General features: G+C 52.6%; 13 protein-coding genes and 1 pseudogene. 5 read left to right on the forward strand and 9 right to left on the reverse strand.

Annotated features, from left to right (window positions below):
• The first annotated feature begins 1 nt into the window (after position 1).
• Complete coding sequence (locus tag D9736_RS15190; protein WP_000032581.1) at positions 2-382, forward strand: DUF2628 domain-containing protein; 381 nt, start codon at positions 2-4, stop codon at positions 380-382.
• Between the two features lie 40 nt (positions 383-422).
• Here the strand turns inward: D9736_RS15190 and corA are convergent, their stop codons facing one another.
• Positions 423-1,373: a magnesium/cobalt transporter CorA gene (corA, locus tag D9736_RS15195; RefSeq protein ID WP_130209436.1), complete on the reverse strand. Its 951-nt coding sequence runs from the start codon at positions 1,371-1,373 to the stop codon at positions 423-425.
• A 150-nt stretch (positions 1,374-1,523) separates the two neighbouring features.
• On the reverse strand, positions 1,524-1,580 hold the full coding sequence (ysgD, locus tag D9736_RS23600) for a YsgD/CorL family protein (RefSeq protein WP_212723238.1): 57 nt from the start codon (positions 1,578-1,580) through the stop codon (positions 1,524-1,526).
• Positions 1,581-1,741: 161 nt separating this feature from the next.
• Between ysgD and D9736_RS15200 the strand changes: the two genes are divergently transcribed.
• Positions 1,742-2,506 carry a phosphodiester glycosidase family protein gene (locus D9736_RS15200; protein WP_130209434.1) on the forward strand — a complete coding sequence of 255 codons (765 nt, stop codon included), beginning with the start codon at positions 1,742-1,744 and terminating at the stop codon, positions 2,504-2,506.
• Between the two features lie 82 nt (positions 2,507-2,588).
• Positions 2,589-3,491 (forward strand): S-adenosyl-l-methionine hydroxide adenosyltransferase family protein, encoded by a 903-nt coding sequence (locus tag D9736_RS15205; protein WP_130258637.1) that lies wholly within the window; start codon positions 2,589-2,591, stop codon positions 3,489-3,491.
• A 106-nt stretch (positions 3,492-3,597) separates the two neighbouring features.
• Here D9736_RS15205 and uvrD read toward each other — a convergent pair whose 3' ends face one another.
• From uvrD to D9736_RS15235, 6 genes are all read right to left on the reverse strand, one after another.
• Entirely contained in the window at positions 3,598-5,760 is a 2,163-nt protein-coding gene (gene uvrD, locus D9736_RS15210; RefSeq protein WP_000383407.1) for a DNA helicase II, read from the reverse strand.
• A gap of 83 nt (positions 5,761-5,843) precedes the next feature.
• Positions 5,844-6,560 (reverse strand): 5-amino-6-(5-phospho-D-ribitylamino)uracil phosphatase YigB, encoded by a 717-nt coding sequence (gene yigB, locus D9736_RS15215; RefSeq protein WP_130258638.1) that lies wholly within the window; start codon positions 6,558-6,560, stop codon positions 5,844-5,846.
• Entirely contained in the window at positions 6,560-7,456 is an 897-nt protein-coding gene (gene xerC / locus D9736_RS15220) for a tyrosine recombinase XerC (RefSeq protein WP_000130691.1), read from the reverse strand. The genes yigB and xerC overlap by 1 nt, the downstream gene beginning before the upstream one ends.
• On the reverse strand, positions 7,453-8,160 hold the full coding sequence (locus D9736_RS15225; protein ID WP_130258639.1) for a DUF484 domain-containing protein: 708 nt from the start codon (positions 8,158-8,160) through the stop codon (positions 7,453-7,455). Before D9736_RS15225 ends, xerC begins: the two co-directional genes overlap by 4 nt.
• On the reverse strand, positions 8,157-8,981 hold the full coding sequence (dapF, locus tag D9736_RS15230) for a diaminopimelate epimerase (RefSeq protein WP_001160654.1): 825 nt from the start codon (positions 8,979-8,981) through the stop codon (positions 8,157-8,159). Before dapF ends, D9736_RS15225 begins: the two co-directional genes overlap by 4 nt.
• Positions 8,982-9,017: 36 nt before the next feature.
• On the reverse strand, positions 9,018-9,221 hold the full coding sequence (locus D9736_RS15235; protein WP_000799889.1) for a lipoprotein: 204 nt from the start codon (positions 9,219-9,221) through the stop codon (positions 9,018-9,020).
• Between the two features lie 158 nt (positions 9,222-9,379).
• On the opposite strand from D9736_RS15235, the pseudogene D9736_RS23470 reads away from it, so the two are divergent.
• A pseudogene (locus tag D9736_RS23470) lies at positions 9,380-9,558 on the forward strand (DKNYY family protein); the annotation flags it as partial.
• A 125-nt stretch (positions 9,559-9,683) separates the two neighbouring features.
• A complete protein-coding gene (cyaY, locus tag D9736_RS15245; protein WP_000999936.1) occupies positions 9,684-10,004 on the forward strand; it encodes an iron donor protein CyaY in 321 nt (106 codons plus the stop codon).
• Between the two features lie 39 nt (positions 10,005-10,043).
• On the opposite strand, the gene cyaA is transcribed toward cyaY, so the two are convergent.
• On the reverse strand, positions 10,044-12,590 hold the full coding sequence (gene cyaA, locus D9736_RS15250) for a class I adenylate cyclase (protein ID WP_062883491.1): 2,547 nt from the start codon (positions 12,588-12,590) through the stop codon (positions 10,044-10,046).
• Positions 12,591-12,785 lie beyond the last annotated feature (195 nt).

Raw genomic sequence — 12,785 nt, forward strand, 5'->3', positions numbered from 1 at the left:
TATGAGTAAGGAATATATGAACGATGGTTCATTAAGTGAAAAATGGAAATATCGATTTAATTTTTATGATCAACATGGTTTTCCTGGATTCTGGGGGGCAACACCAGAATATAAAGCAGCATTTAAAGCATTAAAAGTAAGACAACGCTTAACTATTCAAATGAATTTCATTGCTTTCTTCTGTTCCTGGATATATTTATTTGTCCTGGGATTATGGAAAAAAGCAATTATAGTTCTATTACTTGGTATTCTATCTCTATTTGTTGGTGCACTAATTGGCGTTAACATTCTGGGAATTGCCGTAGCAGCCTATGTTGCTGTTAACACGAACAAATGGTTCTATGAGAAAGAAGTAAAAGGGTTAAATACCTGGAGTCTTTGAATAAGAGATGGCTTAGCCAGGCTAAGCCACCGCCTTCTTTTTACAACCAGTTCTTGCGCTTAAAGTACAGATACGGTGCCAGGCCCGCGAGGATCATAAAGATAATCGCTGCCGGGTAGCCGAAGCTCCACTTCAACTCTGGCATAAACTCAAAGTTCATCCCGTAGCTGGAAGCGACCAGCGTTGGCGGCAGGAACACGACGGATACCACCGAGAAGATTTTGATGATGCGGTTCTGCTCGATGTTGATAAAGCCCATCGCTGCCTGCATCAAGAAGTTCACCTTCTGGAACAAGGATTCGTTATGCGGCAGCAGGGACTCGATATCTCGCAGGATTTCACGCGCCTGCTCCAGTTGCCCACCCGGTAAGCGTGCTTTACGTACCAGGAAGTTGAGCGCGCGCTGGGTATCCATCAGACACAGGCGAACTTTCCAGCCGATATCTTCCAGTTCTGCCAATGTGGAGAGTGCCTCGTCGTACTCATCGCCCTGACGCCCTTCCATAATCACCCGGCTCAGTTGCTCCAGATCGCTGTAGATGTTTTCAATTTCATCCGCTAACTGTTCGATTTTGGTTTCGAACAGATCCAGCAGCAGCTCGTAAGCGTTACCGTCTACCATCGACTGGCTGCGGGCGCGCATACGATACAGACGGAATGCAGGCAGCTCGCGTTCACGCAGTGTAAACAGACGACCATCGCGGATGGTAAATGCTACAGTAGAGTTACCGGCGTGATCTTCCGCATCTTCAAAGAAGAAGAAGGAGTGAATATGCAGGCCGTCATCGTCTTCAAAGAAACGCGCCGATGCTTCGATGTCTTCCAGTTCCGGGCGAGTTGCCAGGCTCTGGCCAAGTTCAGATTGTACGCGCAGTCGCTCGTCGTCATCCGGTTCGACAAGATCAATCCATACTGCATTTACAAGGGGTTGTGACTCTTCGACTTCCAGCCGGGTCAGTCGGTTATTTTCCAGTTGAAATGCGCTCAGCATGACCGGGACTCCCAATGCTTAAAATATCGGACAGTTCGGTGGGCACACAGAAACAAATTGGGTTTCAGACCATTAAACAGCCTGACTCAGCGCGACGGGAAAATTGAGGTCGCTGACAACCGCTAAGGCTATCAGCAAAAGGGGATAGCCTTAGGAGTTGATCCTGGATGACAGGATAATGAGCCAGTATCTACTGGGTGTGTCCAAGGCGAATGTCCTCTTAGAGTGATCGTGCGCGCATGTTACGCCAGCAAAATTTTGCCGTCAACACGCAACAGAACACCACAGAACAATAGTTGAACTTCGCGCTTTTTGGTACTCGTCAAGGTCATTAACAGGATAAAAAAATCCCACATCCAGGACCTATAATGGCGCATCGGCTACTCATTGGTAAAGGAATGATCACCTTGAATCTCAAACGGATTTTTCTCGCTCTCACCTTGCTCCCCTTATTTGCTGTTGCTGCTGATGACTGCGCGCTCTCTGACCCAACGCTGACTGTGCAGGCGTATACCGTTAATCCTCAAACCGAACGGGTGAAAATGTACTGGCAAAAAGCCAATGGCGAAGCGTGGGGAACGTTACATGCGCTGCTGGCTGATGTTAATAATCAGGATCAGGTTCAGATGGTGATGAACGGCGGCATCTATGATGAAAGCTATGCGCCGCTCGGTTTGTACATCGAAAACGGTCAGCAGAAAGTGGCGTTAAATCTCGCCTCGGGGGAAGGTAATTTCTTTATCCGTCCTGGCGGCGTTTTTTATGTTGCGGGAAATAAAGTCGGCATCGTTCGTTTGGATGCCTTTAAAGCCAGTAAAGAGATTCAGTTTGCGGTGCAGTCAGGGCCAATGCTGATGGAAAATGGCGTAATTAATCCGCGTATTCATCCCAACGTCGCCTCACGCAAAATCCGTAACGGTGTGGGGATTAATAAACAAGGGAACGCTGTGTTTTTGTTGAGCCAGCAGGCGACAAATTTTTATGATTTTGCCTGTTATGCCAAAGCGAAACTGGACGTCGAGCAGCTGCTTTATCTTGATGGCACGATTTCACATATGTATGTGAAAGGCGGGGCAATCCCGTGGCAACGCTATCCTTTTGTTACCATGATTTCCGTCGAGCGGAAAAGTTAAGCATTGTACACTCGAGGAGGCCAAACAAACTGGGGCTGGCTACACAGCTGGAAAATCATCAGATAAATGAAGGGAAACAAAAATGAAAAAAACGCTCGCAACGTTATTTTTATTAACGTGTCTGGGATCATCGTCCGCTTATGCGGATAACGCTTTGATTTTACAAACGGATTTTAGCCTGAGAGATGGGGCCGTCTCGGCGATGAAAGGCGTCGCTTTCGGCGTTGACCATAATCTTAAAATCTTTGATTTAACACACGAAATTCCACCGTATAACATCTGGGAAGGTGCTTATCGCCTGTATCAGACTGCCAGTTACTGGCCGCAAGGTTCGGTGTTTGTCAGTGTGGTCGATCCGGGCGTAGGCACTGACCGTAAATCGGTGGTGCTGAAAACCAAAAACGGTCAGTACTTCGTTTCACCAGATAACGGTACGCTCACTTTGGTGGCGGAATCGCTGGGTATTGAGAGCGTCCGGCAAATCGATGAAAAAACCAACCGCCTGAAAGGTTCCGAAAAGTCATATACCTTCCATGGTCGCGATGTATATGCCTACACCGGTGCGCGTCTGGCTTCCGGAGCGATTTCCTTTGAGCAGGTGGGGCCTGAGCTTCCGGCAAAAGTTGTCGAACTGCCTTATCAAAAAGCGAAAGCGACAAAAGGTGAAGTGAAGGGCAATATCCCGATTCTCGATATTCAGTACGGTAACGTCTGGAGCAATATCAGCGACGAGTTGCTGAATCAGGCAGGAATCAAACTCAACGACACGTTGTGTGTGACCATTTCCGAAGGTTCCCAGCAAAAATACACAGGGAAAATGCCGTATGTCGCCAGCTTCGGCGATGTGCCGGAAGGTCAGCCGATGGTGTATCTGAACAGCTTGTTGAATGTTTCCGTGGCGCTGAATATGGATAATTTTGCGCAGAAACACCAGGTTGCATCTGGTGCTGACTGGAATATTGATGTGAAGAAGTGTGATAAGTAAGGTGCTGATGCCGGATGCGGCGTAAACGCCTTATCTGGCCTACCGGGCGCCATTTCTGTAGGCCGGATAAGGTGCGCAGCACCGCATCCGGCAACGTGATCGTAAATTACACCGTCTCCAGCCGGGCGTAAGCCGCCACCAGCCATTTGATTCCCTGGCCCTGGAATGCCACCTGCAAACGGCTATGCTCGCCGCTGCCTTCCATATTGACGATAGTGCCTTCACCAAACTTAGCGTGGCGCACGCGCTGGCCGAGTTTGTAGCCGCTGTCGTTCTCGACCATCGGCGTCCCCATCCGCTGATGGCTAACCGGGCGGCTTACCGTGGCGCGCAGGCGCACCTCTTCCACACACTCTTCAGGCAGCTCGCCGATAAAGCGCGACGGGCGATGGTAAACCTCTTTGCCATACAGACGGCGAGTTTCCGCGTAGGTCAGCGTCAGTTTCTGCATCGCGCGGGTTACGCCAACGTAGGCCAGACGGCGTTCTTCTTCCAGACGCCCACCTTCATCCAGCGACATTTGGCTTGGGAACATGCCCTCTTCCATACCGACAATAAACACCTGCGGGAACTCCAGACCTTTCGCCGAGTGTAGCGTCATCAACTGCACCGCGTCCTGCCAGGTATCCGCCTGCCCCTCGCCCGCTTCCAGCGCCGCATGGGAGAGGAACGCCTGCAGCGGCATTAAATCTTCGTCTTCTTCGTTGTAGCTGAACTGGCGCGTTGCCGTCACCAGTTCCTCTAAGTTTTCGATACGCGTCTGGCCTTTTTCGCCCTTCTCCTGCTCGTACATGGTGCGCAGGCCGGAGTCTTTAATTACCCGGTCAGTCTGTACATGCAGCGGCATATCGGCAGTTTCCTGCGCTAAGGCGTCGATCAGTTCCATAAACCGCTGTAAGGCGCTGGCAGCACGTCCGGCGAGGGCTTTTTCCTGCAACAGTTCACGACATGCCTGCCAGAGAGTTAACTGGCGATCGCGCGATGTCTGACGTACCACGTCCAGCGTCCGGTCACCAATACCCCGCGTTGGCGTATTCACCACGCGCTCAAAGGCCGCGTCGTCGTTACGGTTGGCAATCAGGCGCAGATACGAGAGCGCATCTTTGATTTCCTGGCGTTCGAAGAAGCGCATCCCACCGTAAATACGGTACGGCATACTCGCCTGCAATAACGCCTCTTCCAGCACGCGCGACTGGGCGTTGCTGCGGTAGAGAATGGCGCACTCGGCAAGCGCCCCGCCGTTGTCCTGCCAGGTCTTGATGCGGTTAACCACAAAACGCGCTTCGTCGAGTTCGTTAAAAGCGCAATAGAGGGAAATCGGCTCACCGTCCGCGCCATCGGTCCACAATTTTTTACCCAAACGCCCGTTGTTGTTTTCAATCAGGGCGTTAGCGGCGCTCAGAATATTGCTGGTAGAGCGGTAGTTCTGCTCCAGACGGATAGTTTCAGCACCGGGGAAATCATTGAGGAAACGCTGAATATTCTCGACCTGCGCCCCGCGCCAGCCGTAGATTGACTGGTCGTCATCACCGACGATCATCACCTTGCCAGTGTCGCCCGCCAGCAGGCGGATCCACGCGTACTGAATGTTGTTGGTATCCTGGAATTCGTCCACCAGGATGTTGGTAAAACGTTCGCGGTAGTGTTGCAGAATATGCGGCTTGTTAAGCCACAACTCGTGAGCACGCAGCAGCAGCTCGGCGAAGTCCACCAGGCCCGCGCGGTCACACGCTTCCTGATACGCCTGATACACCTTCTGCCAGGTCTGCTCCACCGGGTTACCGTAGCTTTGAATATGATGCGGACGCAGGCCTTCATCTTTCTGGCTGTTGATGTACCACATTGCCTGGCGCGGCGGCCACTGCTTCTCGTCGAGGTTCATCGCCTTGATCAAACGCTTAAGCAGGCGCAGCTGGTCTTCACTGTCGAGGATCTGGAAATCCTGCGGCAGGTTGGCGTCCATGTGGTGCGCACGCAGCAGGCGGTGCGCCAGCCCGTGGAAGGTGCCGACCCACATGCCGCCCTGGCTGGTGCCCATCAGTTGCCCGATACGATGACGCATTTCCGCCGCCGCTTTGTTGGTAAACGTCACCGCCATAATCGAGTATGGCGAGCAGTTTTCCACGCTCATCAGCCAGGCGATACGATGCACCAGTACGCGCGTCTTACCACTGCCCGCGCCCGCCAGCACCAGAAGGTTGCTGCGTGGCGCGGCCACCGCTTCGCGCTGTTTGTCATTAAGGCTATCGAGCAGGTAAGAAACGTCCATTGGCACCGCCGCGTAAAAATAGGTTGGGCGGAGAAGCGCAACGCCCTCCGCCAAAAAGCTGGGTATATATACAGATTTGCTGATTATATCAGCGAGGTCAGAGATGCCAACCGGGAAATTTCCAGATGCGGGAGTAAACGGCTGTCCCAGGTTTGCATCAGACAGCCATTTTCCGGTCTGATCCAACAGGCCTGCATTCCGCTGCGAATTGCCCCGCCCACGTCAGTGGTGAGATCGTCCCCAACATGTAAGATCTCGCCGATCGGCACGTTGAGTTTTTCCGCCGCCAGAAAGTACATATCGCTGAACGGTTTCGAGCGCCCGTGCGGGCCAGCGCGCAGCACAAACTCAAAATAATCCCCCAAACCAAACAGCTCCGGCTGGGCGTTACCGTTGGTGATCGCCACCAGCGGCCATTTCTTCGCCAGCTGTTTTAAGGTGTCGTGCGTTTGCTGCGGAACATCGATCCGGCTGCGCCATTTGGCAAAGTTGATCATTGCTGCGTGTGCGCCTGCACTGGCTTCTTCGGCACTCAGCCCGGCGTCGAGCATCGCTTGTTCAATCGAACGAAAACGCCAGCGCGTCACGTCGTGATAAATCTCGGGTTCCGCTTCCCGTACCGCCTGGCGCAGGCGTTGCAGATCTTCATTCTGGAAGCTGCGCAGCGCCGGATGATAATTTTGCACAAAGATAAGTGCTTCTTGCTCAGTACGTTGGATCACCGGACGGTTATCGTAAAGGGTATCATCCAGGTCAAAGGTGAGCGCCGAGATGCGCCCCAAAGGCCGGTAAAAACGCATTATTTCCCCCGTTTGGCGCGTGGATGCGCCGCATCGTACACCGAGGCAAGGTGTTGAAAATCAAGATGAGTATAGATTTGCGTGGTGGAGAGGTTGGCATGACCCAGCAGCTCCTGCACACCACGAAGATCGCCGCTCGACTCCAGCATATGCGTAGCGAACGAGTGACGTAATTTATGCGGGTGAACGTGATTATTCAGCCCTTGTTTTATGCCCCATTCGGCAAAGCGTTTCTGCACATTACGCGCGGAGATACGCTTGCCCAGTTTCGACAGGAAAAGCGCGTCGTCTTCGCTGCCAAACAGATCGCGCAAATCAAGCCAGTGCTCAATCCACGCCACAGCGTTGCGACCAATTGGCAGGCGGCGCTCTTTACTGCCTTTCCCCATCACCCACACTTCGCCGGACTCCAGGTCGAGGTGTTTGATATCCAGCCCCACCAGCTCGGAAAGACGCAGACCCGCGCCGTACATCACTTCCAGCATTGCCCGATCGCGCACGGCGAGGGGATCGTTGATATCAATATCCAGCAGCCGATTCATATCATCGACGTCGATATTTTTTGGCAGATGACGCGGCGCTTTCGGTGCCGAAACACCTTTTGCCGGGTTGGCTTTGAGTTCGTTCTGGCTGACCAGCCAGTCAAAAAAGCTACGTAGCGCAGAGAGGCGTAATGCGAGGCTTGCCGCGCCCAGCCCTTTACGGCGACTGCGTACAGCAAAATTGCGCACCATCGTCACATCGCATTGCTGCCAGCTTTGCAGGCCGTTTTCGCTGGCAAAATTGATGATCGCCTCAAGCTGGCGCTGGTAGTTAAGCAGGGTTATCGGGCTAAGCTGACGCTCCACGCTCAGATAACGTAGATAGCGTTCTACATCGGTATGTAAATCGGTCATACGCGTTCAATCCAACGCTCCAGAAGCTCCGGCATCATCAGCGTAATTTCATCAAGTAACTGCGTTCCCTGCCCTTGTTGATAGTGATTAGCATCGCGGCTGGTGAACAGCACTACGCCTAAATCAGCATCGCTTCCCAGCATCGACATCGCCACCGATCCCACCGCTTTCGCTTCCGGTAGCACCACCAGCAGCTCCGGCCCGTTAAGCGGCCCCAGATAGTGCTGCTCCTGCCCCAGACGCTGAATACGCAGTGGTTCGAAAGCCTGACGGTTTAATGCCAGATGAGTATGGTTCGACGGCGCACCTAAGCGCCAACGATCCGGAAACAGACGCACACTCGCGCCCGCCAGACCGAGATCGCGCGCCCAGCGGTGAAAACGCATCAGCATATCGTCGAGACTGCTGGCGGCGGTGAGACTGCGCTGCAGGTAGAGTAAGCGATAAAACAGGCCTTCGTTGGCGATAGCCTGTTCCATCAACAGCGACATGTTCTCTTCCAGAACATGAATATGGTGACGCGCGCGAGCCATATGCCACTCGACCAACGAAACGGTACCGCGTACCGGATGTGGCACACGTATCGCTTCTACTGCGCGCGCATTGCGGATAAAAAACTCAGGATTTTTAATCAGATAATCGACAACCGCCCGGTCATCAAGCTCCGTGAGTGTTTCCTGTAGTTCTTCCCCTGGTTGCTTCATAGATGAATAAATCCGTCGTAAACATGTACTGCCGGACCCGTCATATATAACGGATGACCCGGACCTTTCCAGGCGATATCAAGACGACCACCAGGGAGTTCCACACGTACTTCTTCGGCCAGCAAACCTTGTTGAATCCCTACCGCAACCGCCGCACACGCGCCGCTGCCGCAGGCCTGGGTTTCTCCTGCCCCACGCTCATAAACGCGTAAACGAATATGCTCGCGCTTAACCACTTGCATAAAACCGATATTGGCGCGCTCCGGAAAACGTTCGTGGCTTTCCAGAACAGGCCCCAGTGTTTCTACCGCCGCAGTATCGACATCATCGACCTGAATCACGCAGTGCGGATTTCCCATCGACACCACACCGCATAAGATTGTCTGCTCGGCGGCGCGCATAATATAGGTTTTTTCCGCTTTGTTAGCGCGAAACGGCACAGCGGAAGGTTCGAAGTTGGGCTCGCCCATATTTACGCGGACCAGATCATCATCGGTGACGGTCAGAACCATCCGCCCGTTGGCGGTGCTGACGCGGATATCGCGCTTATTGGTCAGCCCTTTCAGACGCACAAAACGGGCAAAACAGCGCGCGCCGTTGCCGCACTGCGCCACTTCACTGCCATCAGCATTAAAAATGCGATAGTGAAAATCCAGTTCAGGATCATACGGCGGCTCAACCACCAGCAACTGATCAAACCCTACTCCCAGGTGCCGATCCGCCAGGCGACGAATCAGTTCCGGTGAAAAAAAGACATTCTGCGTTACCGCGTCGACGACCATAAAATCGTTGCCAAGGCCATGCATTTTCGAGAACTGCATCATTTACTCCAATCACGCGGGTACAGAAACTGACTTTTAGTAATTCACCTGGGATGGACCATCGCCAGTGGCGCGGTCGTTTTTATCCGGCACCGTGGATTGCGTTTGCGTCTCTACCGGTTTGGTCGGCGGCGGCGCGTTTTTATCTGCAGGCGGGAAATAGAGCGGACCTTTCAGACCGCAGCCCGTCAGGCTGAAGAGAGTAAGTAATACAGTGAGTGCCTTAAACACGTTTTTCATTATGGATTGCCTGTAAAGTTCATCGCTTTCTGCTTTCTATCATCGCAGGAGAAGGCGTAAAAGCAAGCGTTTAGCGACTCTTTATGAAGTCTGAAAAGTGAGGAAATGCTGCGAGTATAACGCTTACTCGTAGGGATTTATGTTTTGCTGGTGGTTTCGTGATCGGCACCTCGCGCCAGGATGGCTTTATGCACTATCGCAATGTGGTTTGTTTATTGTCTTTTTTAGTTCCGTCAGCGTGGGGATGCTCGCTCGGTGAACCTGATCATAATGTTTACCAGAAACAGGGAAAGGCGTGGTGTACCTGCGCCCTAATGAAGAGACAAATCTTTCGCTATACAGAGACATTATTATTCCGGTGACGGATGAATCATGCCGGAACGCAGCAGCAGAGGTGCAACCTTTGAAGCCCTGACCCCATGCCGCTATACTGCCGCCATCACTTGAAAACAGGATACAACAATGAACGACAGTGAATTTCATCGCCTGGCTGACCAACTGTGGCTAACCATTGAAGAGCATCTGGACGACTGGGATGGCGACAGCGATATTGACTGCGAAATCAACGGCGGCGTACTGACCATTACCTTTGAGAACGGCAGCAAAATCATTATCAACCGCCAGGAACCGCTGCACCAGGTGTGGCTGGCAACCAAACAGGGCGGCTACCATTTTGATCTGAAAGGCGATGAGTGGATTTGCGATCGCAGCGGCGAAACCTTCTGGGATTTGCTGGAACAGGCGGCAACGCAGCAGGCGGGTGAAACAGTCAGTTTCCGCTAAGATTGCATGCCGGATAAGCCTCGCTTTCCGGCACGCACATCACGAAAAATACTGCTGTAATAGCGGCGTATCGTGATCCTGGTTGGCAGGCGGCATGTTGCCAATAGATTTGGTGCGGAACGGAATCACCTGTTCGCGACCATCAACCTTCACAATCTGATAGAACTGCGGCAGGTTGAAGTTGATGAAGCTTGAGCCGTAGGTAAAACGGTCATGCGATGACGAGTAGAAGCGACTGACGTCACGCACCAGCTCCTCTTTGCTGCCTTCGCAGTGGTGATACACCTCAACCCGGTTGCTTTCGTCGAGAATGTAGATATTAAAGCCATTCTCGTCTTGCGTTTCTTCGAAGAAAAACTGGATGATCCCTTCGCTGGCAAAGCCGTCCACCACCGCCGGTAATTTGACGTGATTGGTTTCAACCTGCACTGACAGGCCGTGCAGTTTGTTATGCGAAATAGCGCCATAAAACTCGATGGCGTTCTCCAGTTTCTGTACCGATACATTCAGGCGTTCGAAGAACAAGCCCCAGGTTTGACCAGAAACGCGCAGCGCCTTGAAGCGCCCGGTTTCCTGGCGGGTGCTGGAAAGACGCAGTTCAATACACTCAGAAACCAGTTGCTGCACGCGAGTACGGATTAAACCGCGCAGATGCTGGCTATAACAGAAGACTTCCACGCTATCCGGCGGCGCGGCGTCCTGATGCATTTTGCCGAGAATAGTTTTCAGGGCTTCGATCATCGACTGCTCGCCGTTGAAGTGCAGCGTACGCACTTCGTTCCACGAGTTGCGGTACAGCAGGTCCACACTACCTACCAGGCAATTTTGATTCTCGCCAAAGCTGAAGACATCCAGCTTACGGAAATCAAAATGCACCACCTGATTGCGGAAGGCTGCCGTCGGGTCATATTCCAGGTTAACGATAATCGCCAGATGGCGGATCTCACACGGGCTGTAGAGCGCCTTCGGTGTCGGTGCAGGTAAGCGCAGCGGGAAATGGTGCGACACGTCGGCGACCATCTCCTGCAACTTCGGCAAGTCGACAACGCCGTTGCCTTTAATGTACAAACGGGTGCGCGAGGTCAGCAAGCCGTTAAACCATGCCCACGCCACCAGTTTATTCAGGTAACGGTTATATTCCAGCGGCTGATGGCTGATGATCGACTCAATATTTGGCGCGCGGTTATACAGATACCAACCTGAACGGTTAGCACGGCCCGGCGGTACATAAATAAAGGTCAGATTCGGTTCCGAGAGATCAGGTGAAATCTGCGGGTTTACCAGCGTCACTTTACCCGGTAATGCTTCAAACGCCGCGTACAGTTTACGCGTCAGCACGCCGATATCCTGCGGGCTGGCGGAGACGCTAAGGTTATTGCGGCGCGCAAAGCGGATCAGATTACGGTAGCTCTGCATCATTGCGTCGAGCAGCTCGTTGTGCGCCTCACGTACCTGATCAATCTTCCAGTTGGCGCGGTTATCGAGCATTGCCAGACGAGCATCGTCCCATTCCCACTCTTTCACCAACTGGCTTAACACTTCACGACGCCAGCCTACGCAGGCGCGTTCACGGCTGAGTTTTTCGCACACTTTTAAATAGAAGCAGCGGCGTACTAAATCCAGACGGGTGAAATCTTCAATCGCCGTCAGGTACTCAGTAACACGCTCCAGCATCATGCAGTACGGATCGAGGCCAAACGACACAATCTCGCCGTCGTGCAAACGCTGTTTGATATCTTTCGCCAGCAGGCGTGGATTCGGATATTCCCAGGAATAGGCTTCCAGCAGCAGTGTCTTCAGCACCGCTTTGTACGGGGAATCGATACTTTTGTAGAGTTGCCAAAGGCTGGCACCAAAGTACTCTTCAGCGGAAAGCGAGCTTAAGCCGCCGAGATCCAGCCATTCATTTGGCGTCAGCACGCCCTGCGCGTAGAGCGTCATTACGTAGTCATCGTAATGCTCTTCTTCGTCGCAAGGCACCATATTCCACAGAATACGCTTACCAGCGAGACGCACGGCAGTACGGTAAAATTCATCAAGTAGCAGTATATGCTGGGTGGAGCCGCAATCTTCGCCCCCCAGACTGCCACTCTCGTTGTGGCGGAAACGGTTTTCATCAATCAGGAAGAAGCTAACTTCCACCCCCAGCGAGGCGGCCCAGCTTTCCAGCAGGCTACATTTACGTTGTAGTAATTGGCGCTCTTCGCTATCGAGCCAGGATTGATGACAGACCCAGATATCCAGGTCAGAGGAACAACTTTGCCCTACGGACGAAGTACTGCCCATCGTGTATACACCAGTAATCGGAAGCTCGCCTTTCGGCGGGTCCTGTACTGACATTCCACGATACAGTTCAAGTTCGTTCAGGTAGTGGCGTTGGGTTTCATCAGGCGTGTAAAGGCAAATGCCTTTGGGAACGTTACCATCAAGGTAACCCGGCATTAGCGGATGGTGATAGTGCAACAATGTCGGCAGCAGACTGTAAACCTGTTGGAATGCAGGCCCCATGGCAGCAAGCGCGCGATCCACGCGCAATTGATTTATGGCATCCAGTCTCTGTTTCAGAGTCTCAATATAGAGGTACAAGACGTATCGCCTGATTTGCTACCCGTCATGTCTGTGATTCCGGCAACATCAACGGAAACACGCGGCATTCGGGATATTTCGTATGTCAAAGGTAACTGTTACCACTTTCCGCGCCTGGTTTTTTTAGTTTCACGACGAAAAAATGGTCTAAAACGTGATCAATTTAACACCTTGCTGATTGACCGTAAAGAAAGA

The sequence above is a fragment of the Escherichia sp. E10V10 genome (genome assembly GCF_004211985.1).
Classification (GTDB): Bacteria; Pseudomonadota; Gammaproteobacteria; order Enterobacterales; family Enterobacteriaceae; genus Escherichia.